Here is a 21,532-nt window from a genome sequence, read left to right as displayed (position 1 = left end):
AATTGATTGTAGGCTGAGCCAATCATATGGTTTTTTAACTTTGTAACCGAAAAACAAACGACATCATGAAACAAAACGAAAAGCCTACAGCCGGTGCTGAGACAGCCGGGACTGCATCCACGACAAAGGGGAGAAAGCCTGATTGGCGCAAAATCCTGCCTTATGCTGCGGTCATACTCCTTTTCATAGCCCTCGCTTTGGCCTATTTCTATCCGGCCACATTCGACGGGCGTGTACTGTTCCAGGGCGACGTGGCCGGAGCCAGTGGTACGGCTCAGGATGTGCGCGATTGGGAGACGCAGACAGGAGAACGCTCCTATTGGACCAACAGTCTCTTCGGAGGGATGCCCATGTATCAGATTTCACCAAGCTATCCCTCTACCCATACGCTCCAAACCATACAGGATGTTCTGACCCTGCGCAAACCTTTCTATCTATTGGGCACCTATGCCTGGATGCTTTTTGCCATGATGGGAGGATTCTTCCTTTTTCTTAGATCGCTCCGTATCAGGATATTGCCGGCACTCATAGGCTCCATCGCATGGGCCTTTTCTTCCTACTTCCTGATTCTGATTATGGCCGGACATATATGGAAGCTGACAGCCCTGTGTTTCATCCCTCCCACACTTGCCGGTATGATCTGGATTTACAATGGGAAGTGGTTGGCAGGGGGTAGCGTGATGGCTTTTTTCACAGCCCTGCAAGTCCTGGCCAATCATGTGCAGATGAGCTATTACTTCCTGTTCGTCATGTTTTTCTTGGTGTTGGCATTTCTGGCAGAAGCCATTCGAACAAAACGAATCCGACACTTCTTCCTTTCCTCGGCAGTAGTCGTCATAGCAGGTCTGGTGGGTGTAGCTGTGAATAGTACCAACCTCTTCCACACCTACCAATACGGCAAAGAGACCATGCGTGGAGGTAGCGAACTGACGCTCAAGCAGAGCGGAGCACTCACGGATCAAGTGACGCATGAGAATAAAAGCGGACTGGACAAGGCCTATATCACACAATGGAGTTATGGTATAGGCGAGACTTGGTCGCTCCTTATCCCCGATATTAAAGGAGGATCCTCCGGTTACTTGGGTTATGACGAAAAGGTGATGGAAACCGTGAATCCATCCTATGCTCAGGCGATAGCTCGTATGAATCGCTACTGGGGAGACCAACCATTCACGGCAGGGCCTGTATATGTAGGAGCTTTCGTTCTCTTTCTCTTTGTCTTGGGTTGTTTTATCGTCAAAGGGCCTGTCAAGTGGGCTTTGCTGGCAGCCACCATCCTGTCTATTCTACTCTCTTGGGGGCATAATATGATGTGGCTGACGAGCTTCTTCATCGACCATTTTCCTCTGTACGATAAGTTTCGCACGGTATCGTCCATCCTTGTGATCGCCGAATTTACGATTCCGGCTTTGGCCGTTATGGCTTTGGTGGAAATAATCAAAGAGGGAAAACCCCTCCTTAAGCGCGAACGTACTGCTTGGGTTGCAGCTACACTTCTGACCCTTGGGGCATCGCTTCTTTTTGCCCTTGTGCCCTCCCTGCTCGGTTTGCTGAGCGGGCAGGAGGAAGCTATGTTCCAAGAAGCAGCAGGTCACCCTGAAGCAGCAGCTATCAAGACTACCCTCGTGAATGTTCGCTCGGGCATATTAGCTTCTGATGCATGGCGTAGCTTCGGCATATTGGCTGTATGCGGCATCCTGTTGTGGCTCTTCTTTCAAAAGAGACTCAAAGCAACTGCTCTACTGGTATCTTTGGCCGTGATCACGCTGGTCGATCTATGGACGGTGGACAAACGCTATCTGAACGACGAGCATTTCATAGATCCCGAACTCGTCAGCCAACGTGCTGCACCTCTGACAGAGGCAGACAAGCAAATCCTTGCAGACAAGTCGCTCGGGCACCGCGTTCTGAATCTTACCGTGGACACCTATAATGATGCCACCACGAGCCGCTGGCACCGGAGCATCGGTGGATACCACGCTGCCAAACTCCAGCGTTATCAGGATTTGATCGAACACCAACTGAGCAAAGGCAATCGCGAAGTAGTCAATATGCTCAACACCAAGTATATCATAGTCCCCGGAGAAAACAACCAGCCCACTCCCATGTTGAATCCGGACGCTTACGGTCCGGCATGGCCGGCCGGCAGTATCCGTTGGGTAGGAAATGCCAATGAGGAAATGATGGCTTTGGACAGCAATCGACTGACGCGTGACGTCGCTGTGGTGGACGAGCGATTCTCTTCCGAATCACTCAAAAGGCTACCGGCTCTGACCGATAGCACTGCCTCTATAAGTCTGAAAGAATATGCTCCGAACAGACAGGTGTACGAAGCTGTGAGCACACAACCCATGCTGGGCATATTTTCCGAGATATACTATCCTCATGGCTGGACAGCGACTATCGATAACCAAGCTGTACCGATCATTCGTGCCAACTATATACTCCGTGCACTGGAGGTTCCTGCCGGGCGTCATAAAATAGAATTTCGTTTTGATCCGAAGAGCCTGCACATCACAGAAGCTATAGCCAAGACAGCTCTGGCACTACTCCTGCTGGGGATTGTGTGGGCGATAGCACGCCCCTTCTTCTTGCGCGGAAAGCGTCCGACAGCCTGACATATGAAGACGTTGTTCGAACGAGGAGAGCTTTTGTTTCCGAAAAGAAGTGGTTTCTGCTACGTAATAGGAGTATTTGTTCTATTTCTGCTCTATTTCCTCTTTCAGAAAGTCATATTCCTGCTCGTCTACTCTGGCCGGCTTGCCGGGATAGGCACTTCCAGCGGAGATATTGCGGCCATTTTCCTGTATGGACTCAGGCACGATGCAGCCGTAGCAGCTTACCTGACAGTACTTCCTCTATTGTTCGCCGGCATCAATGCCATTGCCAGCTGGGGAGAAAAGAAAATCGGGCGAATACAGAGACAAATTCTTAAGCATTATTACACACTTATAAGCTTCTTTATCGGGCTGATCTACACGGCGGATCTGATGCTTTTCGGGTATTGGGGTTTCCGCCTCGATGCCACCCCCCTTTTCTATCTACGCCAGCCACAGGAAGCCATGGCCAGTGCTACAGCACCGCAACTCTTGATCGGTCTCTTGATCACGGTTGTATTCGTTTGCATACCGGCTTTCGTTCTACATCGATTTCACCGTAGGTACTTTCCGACAAAAGTAGCTGCACATCCGCATATCGCCGGCATATGGAAACCGGTTGTGGGTGGAGCTTTCCTATTCCTCCTGATCAGAGGAGGAGTGGGAGTGGCTACGCTCAATGTCGGATCCGTCTTTCACAGTCCCAAGCAGCTACACAATCAGGCTGCCGTCAATCCTGTTTTCAGTTTTCTATATACCTGCATGCATAGCGAAGAAGACTATTCGAACTATCAATTTTTGTCGGAAGAAGACTGTATCAAAGCTTTCGAGCAACTTCGTTTATACGGTTGTTCGGATGGAAGCGAAGTAAGAGAATCGGCTTCTGATAGCACAGAGAGGATATTGAGTACAGATAGGCCGAACATTGTACTGATCCTGCTGGAGAGCTTCTCGGCTAATGCCGTGGGATGCCTCGGTGGTACCCCGGGGCATACACCCTGCATTGATTCGCTGGCACAGAATGGAATACTCTTTAGCCGAACCTTCGCAAGCAGCTTTCGAACGGACAGAGGCACAGTGGCCACACTCAGCGGCTACCCTTCGCAGCCAAATTCATCCATCATCAAATACCCCAATAAGGTGCGCAATCTGCCGGGCATAGCTGCTTCATTGCGTGCCGCCGGCTATAGCACCCACCATCTGTACGGAGGAGATGCCGACTTTACAAATGTCCGTAGCTACCTATATGCCACAGGATATGACGAGGTAACCGACGTCAGCAGCTTCCCGATCAAAACGAGGTTAAGCAAATGGGGTACGCCGGATCATATCAGCTTTCCACGCCTATTGGATGATTGTCGGCGATTGGAGAAAGAAAAAAAGCCTTACTTCTACAGCTTCCTCACACTTTCCAGCCATGAGCCGTTCGATGTCCCTTCTCTGCATCATCCGGATCCGTATCTCAATAGCGTCTTCTATACGGACAGCTGTTTTGGCGACTATGTCCGCAGCATGCAGCAGTCTCCTGAATGGAAAAATACACTCATCATAGCCGTTTCCGATCATGGCTACCCCTATCCTGCCGACCAAGCTATGCCCGACCAGCCCGGCCGATATGGGATCGTGATGTTGTGGACAGGAGGAGCTATCTTGCGACCGATACGCTTCGAAGAAGTAGTATCGCAGTCCGATCTGCCTGCTACGCTGCTGGCCCAATTAGGGCTTGCTCATGATGAATTCGTATTCTCCAAAGATGTTTTTCGGAGCAGTAGTCCCCATTTCGCTTATTTCTCTTTCCCCGGTTTAGTCGGCTTGGCAACTTCTGAAGGAACTACCATCTATGATTTTGCCGGCGACAAGATTGTCTATGGACACGAAGTCCCCCTTGCCGAGCAACGCACCATAGCGGCCAAAGTGATGCTGCAATCGGTGATGAAGGATATGCTATCGCGTTAATAACCATCCCTTTCCATCGTAATCAGATACGAGTTTCACCTCAGGGTATCCGGCTTGGGATAAGCCTCTTATACATGATCGGCTCTATTCGGGACTCTGCTGACATGATCTCAAGACCGAAGCAACTCCAATCATAGCAGCTTGTGATCAAAGCTGCTCGAATCACCCTCTTATCGAACACTCCGAAAGAGGATATTATCCCCTCTCTATTCTCAAGATGAAATACCTGAAAGACAGACTTGCAACGGCTGTCTTGATCTCCCACTAAAGGTTCGTACAAAACGATAAGACACACCTCGTTATATCCGGTTCATTCACGAACTCATTTTTTTCGTGTTTACGCCCAAAAAAATGTGGTTCGAGAAAATTTTCGCTGTGGCGCGAGATTTTTTCACTTCCCGCGCCACAGCGAAAAAAATCTCGCGCCACTTTTCCGGAAAACACGCGCCACAATCGGAGCGTTTTCGGTTCGTATTCTATACCCCTGCCCTCGCCCCCTCTCTCTTTTTCAGTGTGGTTTTCTCAAAATTGCCCGTAGCTATGGATCCTATATATCCGATTTCCTCGCAAATAAGCATAAAAAATATGTGTTGATTACAGCTTTTATAGTAACTTTAGGCCATTAAATGTATTATAACCTATAACCCATGCGAATAGAACTAACTATCCAGGCAGACGATTCTTTAGTCTCTTTTTCTCACCAACATTTGCTCGTCGGCACTCTTCAAAAATGGCTCGGAGAAAACGATATGCACGGCAAAAGCATCTCCTACTCATTTTCCCGTCTCAATGGGGGCAAATTCGTGTCAGAACTCAACAGTATTCTCTTTACCGATTGGGCCAATATGTTTGTCAGTGCTCATGATCCGGAACTTATCAGACGCATGCTGACAGGGATCCGTCGAGATCCCACAATGTTCAAAAGCCTCTGTGTCCGGGAAGTGACCGTTATCGAAGATCCCGACATGACCGATCGCGAAATTTTCTTTCCTGCCAGCCCTATCCTGCTGAAGCGTTGGCGCAAGGACAATGGGTTCGACCATATAGTCTATACGGACGAAGCAGCCAATGCCCTACTGACAGAAAATCTTCGCAAAAAACTTCAGGCGGTAGGAATCGATGACCCTACTGCCACCGCATCCTTTGTCCCGGATCAGGGGAAAGCCAAGGTGATGCTTATCGATTACCGGGGAGTGAAAAACAAAGCCAGTTGGTGTCCCATCCGCATAATAGGGAATGCCGAGACCAAGCTGTTCGCATGGAATGCAGGCATCGGCAACTCGACCGGCATCGGCTTCGGTGCCATAAAATGAGAGAGCATGGAAAACAAGATATTTTTCGTGGTACACTATACAGGGCCTTTCGGGTATATAAAACCTTGGTCTGCAGTACGTGATGGAGAGACGTATAGCCAACAGTTTCTGACACCATCCATCATAGAGGGTATGGAGAAGAAGCTTTTCCCGGAAATGCTCACAAAGAAAGGTATACACAAGATTGCCCGTCATAAACTCTCATGTATGAGTATGAGTGTGCAACAAGAAAAAACGCAAACTCAGGCATGGGAGGGCAAAGGCAAAGGGAAGGGCCGAACGTACACCCGTCCGCAGTCCATTCTCAAACGCGGCGTGATGCTACACCCGTCTCTTTACCTCGCCTTTACGTCAGAAGAAGATGCTCTGATTGCAGCTCGGCAGCATCTTTGTCTATGTCGTAATGAAGACGTTGTACTGCCGGACACAGAGATACTGAAGATGGACGAAGAGACCTTCAATGCCCTATCGGGGTTTGAGCTTCGTTTTGGGAAGGATTATCCGGATGCCTTTATGGTGGGGTTCAACCGATTCGATGAAAATACACCCATGTACGGCAGGATAGAAATCGGAGGAGAGGCCATCCTACAATGACTCAAGCGAACGAGGGATGAGCCGATACGAACACATATTTGCCAAAAGCGATGGTACTCCGCTCTTACAACACCTGCAAGATGTAGCCAAAGCGGCCGAAGTCATGGCGCAGCATTGGGGCCTTTCGACGGACATGGCTCACAAAGGCGCACATCTGCATGACATAGGCAAAGCAAGCCCGATCTTCCAAAGCAGATTGAAGGCAGAAGACAATCTTGGCGGTGATGTTTTTCGTCACGAAATCGCTTCTATATTCTTCATTTCCTTACTGCCTGATGAAGTAGATCGCCGGGCTGTCATCGAAATGATAGCAGCCCACCATAAGTCCATCTGCAATGACAGCCGAGAACTTGGCTTATTGGATCTGGATGAAAATGAGAGTCGATGCTTCAAACTTCATAGCAAAGGATTTGAACAATGGAGCCAAGAAGCTTTGGGCATTCTTCATGAACTCGGATGGGAGACTCATCCCATCACGATGGATGAAGCCAGAAGCAATTACCAAGAGGCGGTAGACTACTGCAGCTCATTGGGGCGTAACTGTTCGCAGTGGAAAGGGCTGTTAATGGCTGCCGATCATTTTGCCTCCGGCTTGGACGGACAGACGGAAGATACACTGAGAAAATTGTTTATCATTCCGGATCTTTCCTATTACAGGAATAGGAGGAGCGAATTATATCCCCTCTCTCTTCTGTCTGCTGATGACGAACGACAACACACCTTAGTGACAGCCCCTACAGGAGCAGGCAAGACCGACTTCCTACTGCGGCGTTGCCGTGGCAGAGTGTTCTATACACTTCCTTTCCAAGCCTCCATCAATGCCATGTACGATCGGCTGAAAGCCGATCTTCAGGATACGGATGCTCAGATCTATCCGCTACATGCAGCTTCTATTCTAAAATTGAATGGAGGCTACGAGCGAATACTTTCCCGTCACGTGGGTGCCTCGATCAAGGTCTTGACGCCTCATCAGATTGCAGCACTGGCCTTCGGACTTAAAGGATATGAAGTCACGGCATTGGATATTCGAGGATGTGATGTGATTTTGGACGAAATACATACCTACCGGAAAGAGACCCAAGCCATGGTACTCAAAATAGTGGAGATACTGGTTGCACTCGGATGCAGGATCCACATTGGGACAGCTACAATGCCCACGGATTTATATACCGGACTGCTCCGACTATTAGGCGGTGAAACTGCCGTGTACGAGGTGAAGCTGCCGAAAGAAGTCCTAAAGGGATTTGACCGGCACACCATTCACAAGGTCGGCTCTATGGAAGTTGTCGGACCGGTCATACAAAAAGCCGTAGAACAGGGTCAGAAAATTCTGATGGTTTGCAATCAGGTCAAAAGAGCTCAGCAGCTATACCAAGAGGTCATTAGGAAGTATCCTGCCATCCCGACTCTTCTTGTCCATAGCCGTTTCAAAAGGGGGCATCGTGCTCAGCTGGAGCTGGAACTGAAAGAGCGATACAATCAGTGTCAGGGGCCTTGCATCGTGGTTTCCACTCAGGTGGTGGAAGTTAGTTTGGATATCAGCTTCGATTTGATGCTTACCGAATGTGCTCCCATCGATGCTCTTATCCAACGATTTGGCCGCATCAATCGAAAACGTTCTTTGGAAACGATCGGGCAAACGAAGCCTATTTACGTAATAGCTCCTCCCGAAAACGAAAAGGAAGCTTTGCCCTATGAGCTTGAAATTCTGCAGCGAAGCTACAGTTCACTTCCCCACAGCGAAGTGCTTCATGAGGCTGATGTACAACAGTTATTGGATGCGGTCTATCCGGAGGTGATGGCTCTCGATATTGATATGCACACCATTTTTCAGGATGGTAAATGGGTTATGAAAGAACTAAAACACAATTCGAAATCAGCCCTATTCAAAATACTGGATATAAACTCGGCCTGCTGCATCATGGAAAGCGATCGGGAAGAGTACGAAAACGGCAACTACATCACTCGAACACCCTTGGAAATTCCTGTTCCACAGAGTATTCGTTTCAAGCAATTAGTCGCTACGAACTGTGGTGCACATCCTTTCGTCATCCCTGACAGAGCATACGATTCGAAATTGGGCTTTGTGGAAGAATTTGCAGACTCGCGATACTACAAAAGTTTTGAGATATTCTAAATAAAAAGACATGGTTACTTCAGTTATAGGAAAGATATTCTTGAAGGCATACAATGAAAGGAACAACACCGATTATGCCCCCAAAGGATTCTTTTTGGATATTTACTATCCTCTTTTCTTCGGACAAGAAAAGTACTTGATGACGGCGGGTAATTCTCCTTTCGAAAACCCCAAAATATCATGGAAAGACATGATCTTAGGCAAAAAGCATTTCGAGACAGCAGAAAGGCGAGCCGAACGTCTGGAGAAGTTCGTTGAAAAAATTGATTCGGGAATAGCCGATGCGAGTATTGCCATTGGTTATCCCTCTATCGACCCTCTATCCACGACATCCGGACAGGTATCTATTCCTCGTAATGAAATAGATGCATCGGAAAGTTATTTGTCATGGATCGGGGCCGGTTTAGGAGTCGGTGTACAAGGAGGAATGACTATTCTTTTCAATAAGCCGGAGCTTCTATTGGACATTTTCGAGGGGTGGAAGGAATACAGACGACACCTTGACAAGACACCGAGTATGCGTGGCAACCAAATCAATACGTGGAATGGACAATGGATAAAAAAACTATATGATTCCAAGGACTGCTCACTCGACTTCTCCGATGTATACAGCACGAAAGACGGTATCATGGAAGTCTCGATTTTGCCGTGGGCACAACTTCTGGTGTCGATAAGCAAACGTTTCGAAGACCCTAAGATGATGGGATACATATACAACATAGGCCAAACAAATACGACTATCGGCTTTATTCCTTTCGTCCTATGGCCTATTCGTAAGGCAAATGAGCTGTTCGATCGATACTTTGGCGCAGATAAATATGAGGGTGCCGTGAAGTTGTTCGGTACGGCCATCGGCTTTGCCAAAGCCTGCAGCGAAGGCTCTGTCGGACTAAAAGCCATGGAGCCGAAAGGGCTGAGCGATTATATGCGAAAAGGAAAGATGCCGGTTTGCAAAGCAGGAAATGAAGAACAAATAATACAATATAATACATATCAAATTTGGTTATTAGCTATGCTCAACAACGAAGAATTATGGGGAAAATCCAAAGAATTTGCCCAAGCATTGCAGCTCTTTGGATCCGGAGGTAAAGCCGGAAGGACCGGTCGCACCAATGCGATCAAACTGCTATTGGAAGCAACGAACAAGAAGGTTTTTATCGAACGATTGACCGCTATTGTAGAAGAATCCGAAGTTGCAAAGAAATTGGAAGAGATGGCATCGATTGTCCATCTTATGCCTTCGGATAATGTTCCTTATTTTCTCACCTTGATACGATTCCATTACGCGGTAATTAACAAACAATAAATCAATAATTTTTTCAAGATATGAAACCATACATTTATCTCAGAGGTCTCAAAAGAGCAGAGCACACCGTGTTTTGCGTACAAGACGGACAAAAAACCTATTACGATGCCCAATACGACCGTTCTTTAGCATATTCGAGCGGACAGCAAGTAAAGCGATCCGTGTTGGAAGCCTTCACCGACTGTCTCAATGTGCAAATGGCTCCCATTACATTCAACTATGAGATTTCTTCAAAAAAAGAACTCACACAAAAAGAACCTTGGTCACCATGTGATCCTGAATATGCCGATCAGCTCATCGGCGGTTGGATGCGTGCAGGAGACGGGATCACGAAAAAACGTCGTAGCCCTCTCTCCGTATCGGCTATGCGCCCATTACATCCATTGCTTTGCGGTGTGAGCAAAGAGAATCTGACATTCGATCGCAGTGACAGGCCGGACAATCACCCCGTCAATGTCCGTTGGGCAGGGCAAAGCAATTTACTTTCGGAAGAGGAAATAGAGTCGTTCTTGCATAATACCAAAAGTACTCTGACGCGTCGGCATTGGATCCCGGACAATAAACGAGCCTCCGGTCTCTTCGTCTACGATATTGCGATCGATTTGCGTACACTGTTTTCTGTATCGCTCAATCAGCATGATCCGGAAATAGATCCTGAAACGATAGAGAAGCTGCGAGCAAATGGATGGGTGGAGAGCGAAACTGTTTTTGGCAAATGCTTAGTCCTTCCCAAGGCAGAACGAGATAAGATTATTCCTGCACTGGCACATGCCCTTATTCACTGGCGTATCACATCCAATCAAGCGCGTACATTCAGTTTGATGGAGACTCTTGCTATCGCAATCAGTGACAAAGCCAACGCGCAGGCAGGAGCAATCCGAGCCAAACTCATAGATGACGGTAGCGAGAAGCCTAAAGCCAGACCGATCGTGGACGAAAAGGCCGGAGCCGAGCTTTTCATTACTCTTCCCTGCGCAGCACATGTAGTAGTGGAAAACGAAAGTGCCGATGCCCTCGATGCCGCAGAAAAACGTCTTATTGAGATGATGCAGGCTTTCGATTACGAAAATCAGCTATAACCACATATTGACTCAAGCAGAGATACTCCTTTTCCGTGTCTCTGCTTGGGTTCTCCCAAAGAACAAAAAGTTATACTCTTTATTATGGCTGAATAAAAGAAATAAGGACTTGAGTTTTTATGATTATCACCGGCACGCACTTCAACTATTATCAGGTTTGTAGGAGAAAGCTATGGCTTTTCTCTGCAGGTATTACGATGGAGCATACATCTGATTTGGTGTACGAAGGGAAATTGATCCATGAGACAACGTACCAGCAACGACCGGAGCGATACCAAGAATTGGAGTTGGACGGCATCAAGATAGACTTTTATGACGCAAAAAACAGAGTGGTTCACGAGGTCAAAAAGTCTAACAAAATATCGCCTGCCCACAGACTCCAACTACTCTATTACTTATATGTATTGGAGCGTAATGGGGTATCGGGAGCAACGGGGATATTGGAGTATCCGACTCTACGAAAAAAGGAAGAAGTGATTCTTTCTGACATAGATCGCGAACGGATCAGAGAGATCGAGCAGGAGATCCTACAGATTATCAGTCACGAGGATTGTCCTCCTGTTATCGACTCCGGGATCTGTAAAAACTGTAGCTATTACGAATTCTGTTTCTCGGGAGAAGAGCAATGAAAAAGACATATTATCTATTTAACCCCGGCGAATTGTCCCGAAAAGACAATACCATCCGCTTTGTCCCGATCCAAGAGGGAGAAAACGGACAGGAACAAGCAGGACAAGCTCGCTACATTCCCGTTGAAGGAATTAGCGATTTCTATGTGTTTGGCTCTTTGAGGGCCAATAGCAGCTTATACAATTTCCTTGGAAGCAACGACATCGCAGTCCATTTTTTCGATTATTACGAAAATTACACCGGTTCTTTTATGCCTCGCGACTTCTTGCTATCAGGGAAGATGCTCCTGGCACAGGCTTCGGCGTATAAGAACAAGAAGAAACGATTGTTTCTGGCCAGAAAGTTCATTGAAGGTGCAGCCTTCAATATGCAGAAAAACTTAGCCTACTACAACAATCGGGGAAAAGATATGCAACCGATGATGGAGCTAATCGACAAGTATTCGTCGCGTCTGGAGGAAACGACAACGATAGAGGCTCTTATGGGTATCGAAGGCAATATCCGGCAAGCATACTATGATGCTTTCAATCTTATTATCGATCCTTTCGAAATGGGCGCGCGGAGCAAACAACCCCCTAAAAATGAGGTAAATGCACTCATCTCTTTCGGCAATATGATGTGCTACACCCTGTGCCTGAAGGCAATCCATCAAAGCCAACTGAATCCCACGATCAGCTTCCTGCATACGCCCGGGGAGAGGCGATATTCTCTATGCTTGGATATATCGGAAGTGTTTAAACCCATATTGGTAGATCGCACGATTTTCAAAGTCATGAACAAGCGAATCATACAGGCCAAACACTTCGACAAGCAACTCAATAAATGTGTCCTAAATCCATCGGGAAAGAAGCTTTTCGTACAAGCCTTCGAAGAAAGACTTTCTGAAACGATTCGACATCGCAAGCTCAATCGCTCTGTCAGTTTCAGGCACCTGGTCAAGCTCGAATGCTACAAAATAGCCAAAGACATACTTGGGATCGAAGAGTATCAACCCTTTAAGATGTATTGGTAATGTATATTATTTTAGTGTACGATATCGGGGAAAAGCGCGTTGGCAAAATGCTAAAACTGTGCAGAAAGTATCTGAATTGGATTCAGAACTCTGTGTTCGAGGGAGAAATCTCCGATGTCAAACTCTTAGAACTGAAAAGCAGAGCTGCCAGAATCATGGAAAAAGAGGAAGATAGTCTGATCATATTTTCTTCCAGACAAGAACGTTGGTTGGAAAAAGAAATAATCGGCAAAGAGCGAGCTGCGACAGATATATTCCTATAATACAGCACGATACAGTTCCCTTCATCTATCTTTTGAAGCGTCGATTTGAACAAATTCGTCCAGCCTTTTGTCATGATTAACCCTTGGCGATCTTTGAAATGATTGATAATCAATAAAATATATCAGTCGTCACACCCCTTGGTTTTTCATAGAATCGGACATCGACAACTATAATGTCTGAATATTGGGTTTCGCTTTCTCGTAACCCTCTCACATTCAAACCGAAAAACCTATATTTGTGACGGATTTCAATTGCACCATACAGGAATTAAAACGGCCTTAGGGAGTAGATTATAGTTTTTTCAGCTTATTTCAATTGCACCATACAGGAATTAAAACCGTTATTTCTAATACTTGAATCTCAGTATCTGAATTATTTCAATTGCACCATACAGGAATTAAAACATATAAACTTAATGCTATTATACTCTCTTTTCTCTGATTTCAATTGCACCATACAGGAATTAAAACAACTTGGGTATTACTATAAACAGTTGATGATTAATAATTTCAATTGCACCATACAGGAATTAAAACGTAAGTATCTCGTTTTCTTCTATATCATCATATATATTTCAATTGCACCATACAGGAATTAAAACGCAGAAGGTTCTAAGAATACACGCCCTTTTATGTCATTTCAATTGCACCATACAGGAATTAAAACATCTGGACATTCGTCGGTCTTTCGGAATTGGCAAATTTCAATTGCACCATACAGGAATTAAAACTCCTTAAGGTTCTCTTCGAAGAAGCTGTCAGGATTGGATTTCAATTGCACCATACAGGAATTAAAACTCATCATTTAGAAGATCAGAAAGCTACTAACTAAAATTTCAATTGCACCATACAGGAATTAAAACAAATTTTGAATACTTTGATTAGTTAGTGAAGATATTAATTTCAATTGCACCATACAGGAATTAAAACAAATTTTGAATACTTTGATTAGTTAGTGAAGATATTATTTCAATTGCACCATACAGGAATTAAAACTCTTTTAATGATTCAATATCAGATTGTGTAAAGAATCATTTCAATTGCACCATACAGGAATTAAAACATTATCTCTTCTTTTGTAATTGTATCGAAATAGTCAGATTTCAATTGCACCATACAGGAATTAAAACAAATTTTTAATTATTTTTCTTCTTGCATTTCTGATAATTTCAATTGCACCATACAGGAATTAAAACTTTATAATTTCAGAATGAAAGGGCGAAATGGCGGGAGATTTCAATTGCACCATACAGGAATTAAAACCTCAGGGCGGTCATAGAAGTTTACTAGCTCAATGTAATTTCAATTGCACCATACAGGAATTAAAACGGGCAAGTAAAATTCCTCTTGTCCCTGCATAATAAATTTCAATTGCACCATACAGGAATTAAAACATAGGCCTTTTTTATGCATAAGCCTTGATACTACGATTTCAATTGCACCATACAGGAATTAAAACTGGTATTGTAACAACCAGACCGGAAAGTGTAATCAATTTCAATTGCACCATACAGGAATTAAAACAAGGTTCAATGTCAGCTTCTGTGAAGAATCTAAATAATTTCAATTGCACCATACAGGAATTAAAACGTTGTAGTAGCACAAGAATTGTGCTACTAACCACTGAATTTCAATTGCACCATACAGGAATTAAAACAAGCGATAATTTGTGTTATCTGAGAATATCAAACGATTTCAATTGCACCATACAGGAATTAAAACAACAGTATCTCGTCTTCTTCTATATCATCATATATTATTTCAATTGCACCATACAGGAATTAAAACAAAGAACGAAAAAGAAATAGAGAAGCTGAGAAATGTATTTCAATTGCACCATACAGGAATTAAAACGCAAGCATAAAAAAGTTTCGATTTATATCGATCTCGATTTCAATTGCACCATACAGGAATTAAAACCGCACCACCTGCACCGGCGGCGTTGCAATGAATCGACATTTCAATTGCACCATACAGGAATTAAAACGATGAGAAGTTCAAAGAGTTTCTTGTTTTCTGGCAACATTTCAATTGCACCATACAGGAATTAAAACTATCATATGAAATTTCTTCAAGAGTTTTAGCACGCTATTTCAATTGCACCATACAGGAATTAAAACAACGAAACACATTGCAAATATAGAACATGTTGCTAAAATTTCAATTGCACCATACAGGAATTAAAACAATTCACCTGTACAGTCATATAATCAGACTCAGGAGATTTCAATTGCACCATACAGGAATTAAAACGCACCACAGCCCCAAGGACATCCCTACCTCCAGCATATTTCAATTGCACCATACAGGAATTAAAACGTCTTTGTCAGATAGCAGCTTTTTATACTCATTGCATTTCAATTGCACCATACAGGAATTAAAACCATAAATCGAGACGAATTTACGGATAGTCGGATTGCATTTCAATTGCACCATACAGGAATTAAAACGATGAGAATGAACGGTAAAATGAACGGTAAAATGAAATTTCAATTGCACCATACAGGAATTAAAACTATTTTCGACAAGCAAAGTTTCCCCGAAGAGGGGCATTTCAATTGCACCATACAGGAATTAAAACATCATGCTCCCTGTTAGGGCAGTCAGGGCTATATTATTTCAATTGCACCATACAGGAATTAAAACGAATAACAAACGGGATGACGGAATATCCGATACCCTATTTCAATTGCACCATACAGGAATTAAAACCGAAGTTTAACGACGAGGCGCGAGCCAAGTTGGTAATTTCAATTGCACCATACAGGAATTAAAACACTACCTTCATCGGGAAGTCGTGACCTTTCACAGTCAATTTCAATTGCACCATACAGGAATTAAAACGCAATACTTTCATTTCCTTCTTTTGTTTGTATTTCTTATTTCAATTGCACCATACAGGAATTAAAACCAGTATTAGTGGACGCTGTGATGGCCTCCGCGTTCTATTTCAATTGCACCATACAGGAATTAAAACCAGGAAAATGCAGCGGTCACGTGGATAGTAGGTGACGATTTCAATTGCACCATACAGGAATTAAAACTGAAAGATATAGAGGGATAAATTATTTAAGCAGTTATTTCAATTGCACCATACAGGAATTAAAACTTACGATTTCGCGGTGTTGAAGTTCTCAGATTCGCATTTCAATTGCACCATACAGGAATTAAAACGATATAAAGCTGTTGCATGCCGTTCTCAACGTCTCATTTCAATTGCACCATACAGGAATTAAAACAACACCTCTCTTTTTATCGTGGCATTGGCGTAATCAATTTCAATTGCACCATACAGGAATTAAAACGATAATATCCGAAGCCTCTTTGCAGTCTCCAAGGCCCATTTCAATTGCACCATACAGGAATTAAAACTCGCAGCGGCGGACGTCGAGATAGTGGTGCGCTGTGATTTCAATTGCACCATACAGGAATTAAAACGGCTCCTTACTGTTATGAAGAAAATATTTTGGTGCAATTTCAATTGCACCATACAGGAATTAAAACTTGCTTTTGGGACATTAGGAGCTATTCCAATTGGGAATTTCAATTGCACCATACAGGAATTAAAACTGTTATTACAAACAGTTGGTGTTGAGCAAAAAGAAAATTTCAATTGCACCATACAGGAATTAAAACGTCTGAAGATCAATGAGCTGCCACCTGTCAACCTCCATTTCAATTGCACCATACAGGAATTAAAACTCGCTTTTTTACAGCCCTAACAAATACCATTCTGTTATTTCAATTGCACCATACAGGAATTAAAACGCACGAGGTGACCATCAAACGGGCCTTCAAGCATAATTTCAATTGCACCATACAGGAATTAAAACGTTGCAGATAGCTTCTGCGACAGGCAGGGCGATTTCATTTCAATTGCACCATACAGGAATTAAAACGAGGGTTTTCTGTTTGTTGTCTTTTTCATTTCGTTATTTCAATTGCACCATACAGGAATTAAAACGGCAATCGCGTCGTTTTACCGCATTTCCGTTCGTCAATTTCAATTGCACCATACAGGAATTAAAACAAATACGGCAGAGATTGGGCAGACAGAACAATCCTATTTCAATTGCACCATACAGGAATTAAAACTATGATGAGGTTGCAGAATGGCTTGAAGACAACAAATTTCAATTGCACCATACAGGAATTAAAACGTGCGGAGGTCGATATAAATGTTTTCTGCGTCTTCTATTTCAATTGCACCATACAGGAATTAAAACTTTTGGATTTCTTGTTGGTTGTTATTTGTTTCTCGAATTTCAATTGCACCATACAGGAATTAAAACCTCATCCCGAAAAGTCTTCTCGCTTCGCCGATCCCTATTTCAATTGCACCATACAGGAATTAAAACTTGAAATAATAAATGATAAGAGTTTAGAAACTATCTTATTTCAATTGCACCATACAGGAATTAAAACACGTATACCCTCGTCTCTTTTTTTCCGCATAGCGGAATTTCAATTGCACCATACAGGAATTAAAACATTTGGATTGGAGATTTTCATGTTCTGATGGCGCTCGATTTCAATTGCACCATACAGGAATTAAAACCGCACTGTTAGCACGTGGGCAGGTTTTTTTGTTATATTTCAATTGCACCATACAGGAATTAAAACAGTTCATAATTTTTTATTGTTTTATTGTTTTGTTTTTAATTTCAATTGCACCATACAGGAATTAAAACCTGAGCTACTAAGAATTTAATACTGTTATATTCTCATTTCAATTGCACCATACAGGAATTAAAACACTAATAACTGCTCTTCTGATTCTATATCATCATAATTTCAATTGCACCATACAGGAATTAAAACTCTGTCAATTCAGAGATGATCTCTTTGTTATAAGTTAATTTCAATTGCACCATACAGGAATTAAAACAATTTTGGGATGATAATAAAAAATTGGTGAGTATTATTTCAATTGCACCATACAGGAATTAAAACTTGTAGGTGTAGTCCGCGTTTGCGATGCTGCGTTTGATTTCAATTGCACCATACAGGAATTAAAACCGTCAGCCTGCGCGAAGAAGGCCTGAGCCTCCCTGTATTTCAATTGCACCATACAGGAATTAAAACTTCAGGATGCAAACGGGGAGGCAGTCGAGGAGATGAATTTCAATTGCACCATACAGGAATTAAAACGTTTCACCAACCTTCGGACTAATAAAGGGATTAGTTATTTCAATTGCACCATACAGGAATTAAAACGCTCTCCAGCCAGCTTTGTATATCGTCCTGCTTCACATTTCAATTGCACCATACAGGAATTAAAACGCTGATATCCCTCGTGAATGACTCGATTACGACAGGATTTCAATTGCACCATACAGGAATTAAAACATTCAAAGAATTGGTCGAGGATGCTATCGACAAAATTTCAATTGCACCATACAGGAATTAAAACCTCATGGTCTTTCGGTTTATCCTTTATAATATCGAAATTTCAATTGCACCATACAGGAATTAAAACAAAACAATCGATAAACTATATCTATATAGCGAGAATTTCAATTGCACCATACAGGAATTAAAACGGTGGTCATCCTTCAGCTCAGCGAGAGACGGACGAGCATTTCAATTGCACCATACAGGAATTAAAACCAGTCCTTCCTGCACGACAAATACTCCATACCCGCCCATTTCAATTGCACCATACAGGAATTAAAACGTTCGCGGACGGATGCAGAGAGGTCGTTGGTACATTTCAATTGCACCATACAGGAATTAAAACAAGAAAGGCACATACAACGGAGAGAAGAAGGAGGCATTTCAATTGCACCATACAGGAATTAAAACTACTGACAGATTTAAGGTGGTTTCATCAAATGACGGATTTCAATTGCACCATACAGGAATTAAAACAACGAAGCCGTCTTTGGTTATTTTCATATTTTCCTCATTTCAATTGCACCATACAGGAATTAAAACTCTGTCAATTCATAGATGATTTCTTGATCATAACTATTTCAATTGCACCATACAGGAATTAAAACACATTTGATATTGTTTAATATCTGTATTAATAAAGAATTTCAATTGCACCATACAGGAATTAAAACTTCTTGGGTCGTAGTTGTACACAACATACTTATCCCCATTTCAATTGCACCATACAGGAATTAAAACATACCACTCTGTCTCACGCTCACACGGGGCGAATCGAATTTCAATTGCACCATACAGGAATTAAAACCTTGGAAACCCCAAGCACGTGAGTAGGTCAGCATGAATTTCAATTGCACCATACAGGAATTAAAACAGAGCAAAAGACGGATCGCACGGGGGGCAGATGGTGATTTCAATTGCACCATACAGGAATTAAAACACACCCTGCTATGCTGAATGACACCATAATAATGCCAGCAGATTTCAATTGCACCATACAGGAATTAAAACTGATAACTCTAAAAACTGAACGTCTGTATCTGTATATTTCAATTGCACCATACAGGAATTAAAACAGAATTGTATGTCTGTATCTGTATTAGAGATACGCAAATTTCAATTGCACCATACAGGAATTAAAACGTATAGCGGACAGGTTGATAGATGCTGGAGTTCTAATTTCAATTGCACCATACAGGAATTAAAACAAGCCTTTTTCAGTCGCTGAGCATACAGGTACAGAGATTTCAATTGCACCATACAGGAATTAAAACTACTACATCGGTCGATCCTCCAGTACACGCTTTACCATTTCAATTGCACCATACAGGAATTAAAACAAGAGGCTCCCTTCTTTAACCTCAATCTGGGTACCTATTTCAATTGCACCATACAGGAATTAAAACGCGAAAACAAACTATTTGTTTATACCCATTATAATGATTTCAATTGCACCATACAGGAATTAAAACTTGGGATATACTCCCCGTTGAAGTGGCTGACCTCATTTCAATTGCACCATACAGGAATTAAAACGAAAGCACTCATGATGGCAAATATCGTTGCCCACTAAATTTCAATTGCACCATACAGGAATTAAAACCGGCAGAGCCAGCAGCGTCCGCCTTTTGCTGAGCAATTTCAATTGCACCATACAGGAATTAAAACATCTTAACCTCCAGCTCTTCCACCTCATCAGTTAGATTTCAATTGCACCATACAGGAATTAAAACGCTCGAACTGAACGGCGGGGGCGTTAAGGGACTGCAATTTCAATTGCACCATGCGGAAATTAAAAATTAGCTCCGTCACGGAGAACCTTGCCGTTGCATGCCATTTCAATTGTTCCTTAACGAGAATTTTTTACTTCCCCAACCAAACCGAAAAAATTCCCGCGCCACGTTTTTGAGCCTATAGAACAGGGAATTTTTGGAGTCAAAATAATTGGAGAGAGGGCCATTGTCAAAAGGATTTCTTTGGCGATAATGAGGAAATATCCGGAAACGGTCTACAAAGAATATCGGGATGGATGCGGAGTTGTGGGTTTGTATAGAATATTTTGAAAATCAATCGATTGTATTTTTTTGCTGCGATTGTATAAGCAGTCTCAGTCGTTTTTTTGTAAGTTTGAGACATGTATAGAAAAGCCTTGCTTTTGTTGGGTTTGAAGTTGTTGGCTTTGAGCCGATTGTACACTCAGGAGCCGCGCTTAGGGATACCGGATTCCATGCTGCGGCACGGAACCGTGGTCACCGTGGAGAAGGGCGACACCGTATACGATATCGCTCTACCCCAGGTGTCGGTGCAACACAAAAAATACAAATCCCGTCAGCTGACTCCTCAGGAGAGACAAGAGCTTTGGAGGCTGATTCGGGACGTAAAACGAACCTTGCCCTATGCCAAAATGATCGCTGCCACTCTGATCGAAACGTACGAATATATGGAAACGATGCCCGATGAGAAAAGCAGACAAAAGCATCTCAAGCGCATGGAAAAGGAGATGAAGCAGCAATATATGCCGGAAATGAAACGGCTGACTCTGCGACAGGGCAAGCTCCTGATCAAGCTGATCGACCGACAATGTGCGCAGTCGAGCTACCAATTGCTCAAGGCCTTTCTCGGTGGATGGAAAGCCGGATGGTGGAATCTCTTTGCCCGATTCTATGGAGCAAGCTTGAAGACTCGCTACGAACCTGACAAAAATCCGGAAGATGCCCTGACGGAACGAATAGTTTTGTTAGTGGAAGAGAAAAGAATTTAACAAAGTTCCTTTGTTGTTTCGGCGAAAAATGCTATATTGGCCTCTGTTTTTCAGAGACGACTTGTTTATGGAAAAGAATAAGTTACAGCTGGAGTATATTTTCGACCGTGTATCGACACGTAGTCTGTGGCGTTATCTGAGTACACCGGATGGTTTGTCGGAATGGTTTGCCTACAATGTGAGGTTGGAAGACAACGGGGACTTCTATTTCCAATGGGATAAGAATAGTGGCGAGAAGGCTTCTGTCCTCGAGCAGCGAGAGGGCGAAAGGATCCGTTTCCAATGGCATAGAGAACAGGATCAGAATGCCTGTTTCGAATTTGTCATTCATCACTCGGAATTGACCGGAGGGAAATCTTTGGAGGTTATCGACTACATTGCTCCGGAAGAAGTGGCCGACATGGAGCACTTCTGGAACAATCTGATCAGCAGGCTTCGCCTTTCTCTTGGCGCACCCGAATGATCTGACTCCGAAGGATCCGGAGGCTGT

Annotated in this window: 14 protein-coding genes, 1 pseudogene and 1 CRISPR repeat array; of the genes and pseudogenes, 14 read left to right on the top strand and 1 reads right to left on the bottom strand. The window is 43.5% G+C overall.

The genetic code is table 11. From position 1 onward, the window contains the following. The first annotated feature begins 65 nt into the window (after window positions 1-65). Together HQ50_RS02975 and HQ50_RS02970 are read left to right on the top strand one after the other, a co-directional pair. Window positions 66-2,618, top strand: a complete 2,553-nt coding sequence (locus tag HQ50_RS02975) for a membrane protein (protein WP_039428208.1) — start codon at window positions 66-68, stop codon at window positions 2,616-2,618. 3 nt (window positions 2,619-2,621) lie between these two features. Beyond that, window positions 2,622-4,553, top strand: a complete 1,932-nt coding sequence (locus HQ50_RS02970) for an LTA synthase family protein (RefSeq protein ID WP_039428206.1) — start codon at window positions 2,622-2,624, stop codon at window positions 4,551-4,553. 314 nt (window positions 4,554-4,867) lie between these two features. Here HQ50_RS02970 and HQ50_RS12485 read toward each other — a convergent pair whose 3' ends face one another. Next, complete coding sequence (locus HQ50_RS12485) at window positions 4,868-4,948, bottom strand: hypothetical protein (protein WP_369684655.1); 81 nt, start codon at window positions 4,946-4,948, stop codon at window positions 4,868-4,870. Here HQ50_RS12485 and HQ50_RS02965 point away from each other — a divergent pair. The 12 genes and pseudogenes from HQ50_RS02965 (at window position 4,929) to HQ50_RS02910 (ending at window position 21,505) form a co-directional block, all read left to right on the top strand. After that, complete coding sequence (locus tag HQ50_RS02965) at window positions 4,929-5,147, top strand: DUF1661 domain-containing protein (protein WP_369794163.1); 219 nt, start codon at window positions 4,929-4,931, stop codon at window positions 5,145-5,147. The genes HQ50_RS12485 and HQ50_RS02965 overlap by 20 nt on opposite strands. Window positions 5,148-5,302: 155 nt before the next feature. Further along, a complete protein-coding gene (cas6, locus tag HQ50_RS02960) occupies window positions 5,303-5,866 on the top strand; it encodes a CRISPR-associated endoribonuclease Cas6 (RefSeq protein WP_235317920.1) in 564 nt (187 codons plus the stop codon). A 6-nt stretch (window positions 5,867-5,872) separates the two neighbouring features. After that, window positions 5,873-6,460, top strand: coding sequence for a hypothetical protein (locus HQ50_RS02955; RefSeq protein ID WP_039428197.1), 588 nt, complete (start codon window positions 5,873-5,875; stop codon window positions 6,458-6,460). A 16-nt stretch (window positions 6,461-6,476) separates the two neighbouring features. After that, on the top strand, window positions 6,477-8,597 hold the full coding sequence (locus tag HQ50_RS02950) for a CRISPR-associated helicase/endonuclease Cas3 (protein ID WP_039428194.1): 2,121 nt from the start codon (window positions 6,477-6,479) through the stop codon (window positions 8,595-8,597). A 10-nt stretch (window positions 8,598-8,607) separates the two neighbouring features. Next, on the top strand, window positions 8,608-9,903 hold the full coding sequence (locus HQ50_RS02945; protein WP_039428193.1) for a hypothetical protein: 1,296 nt from the start codon (window positions 8,608-8,610) through the stop codon (window positions 9,901-9,903). A gap of 20 nt (window positions 9,904-9,923) precedes the next feature. Beyond that, complete coding sequence (locus HQ50_RS02940; RefSeq protein WP_039428192.1) at window positions 9,924-10,982, top strand: CRISPR-associated protein Cas7/Cst2/DevR, subtype I-B/TNEAP; 1,059 nt, start codon at window positions 9,924-9,926, stop codon at window positions 10,980-10,982. A 119-nt stretch (window positions 10,983-11,101) separates the two neighbouring features. Beyond that, window positions 11,102-11,611, top strand: a complete 510-nt coding sequence (gene cas4, locus HQ50_RS02935; RefSeq protein ID WP_039428190.1) for a CRISPR-associated protein Cas4 — start codon at window positions 11,102-11,104, stop codon at window positions 11,609-11,611. Beyond that, on the top strand, window positions 11,608-12,624 hold the full coding sequence (cas1b, locus tag HQ50_RS02930; RefSeq protein ID WP_039418794.1) for a type I-B CRISPR-associated endonuclease Cas1b: 1,017 nt from the start codon (window positions 11,608-11,610) through the stop codon (window positions 12,622-12,624). The genes cas4 and cas1b overlap by 4 nt, the downstream gene beginning before the upstream one ends. Further along, window positions 12,624-12,887: a CRISPR-associated endonuclease Cas2 gene (gene cas2, locus HQ50_RS02925; RefSeq protein ID WP_039418793.1), complete on the top strand. Its 264-nt coding sequence runs from the start codon at window positions 12,624-12,626 to the stop codon at window positions 12,885-12,887. The genes cas1b and cas2 overlap by 1 nt, the downstream gene beginning before the upstream one ends. 245 nt (window positions 12,888-13,132) lie before the next feature. After that, a CRISPR array of direct repeats spans window positions 13,133-20,146; the repeat unit is 30 nt; unit sequence ATTTCAATTGCACCATACAGGAATTAAAAC. 12 nt (window positions 20,147-20,158) lie between these two features. Then, a pseudogene (locus HQ50_RS12480) lies at window positions 20,159-20,344 on the top strand (hypothetical protein); the annotation flags it as partial. A 71-nt stretch (window positions 20,345-20,415) separates the two neighbouring features. Beyond that, a complete protein-coding gene (locus HQ50_RS02915; RefSeq protein WP_052074878.1) occupies window positions 20,416-21,042 on the top strand; it encodes a DUF4294 domain-containing protein in 627 nt (208 codons plus the stop codon). Window positions 21,043-21,109: 67 nt separating this feature from the next. Beyond that, complete coding sequence (locus HQ50_RS02910; protein WP_026292092.1) at window positions 21,110-21,505, top strand: START-like domain-containing protein; 396 nt, start codon at window positions 21,110-21,112, stop codon at window positions 21,503-21,505. Window positions 21,506-21,532 lie beyond the last annotated feature (27 nt).

Origin of the sequence: Porphyromonas sp. COT-052 OH4946 (assembly GCF_000765965.1) — a bacterium.
In the GTDB taxonomy this organism is placed as follows: domain Bacteria; phylum Bacteroidota; class Bacteroidia; order Bacteroidales; family Porphyromonadaceae; genus Porphyromonas; species Porphyromonas gulae.
Note: the sequence above shows the minus strand (reverse complement) of the source record. Positions and strands in the feature narration are given on the sequence as shown.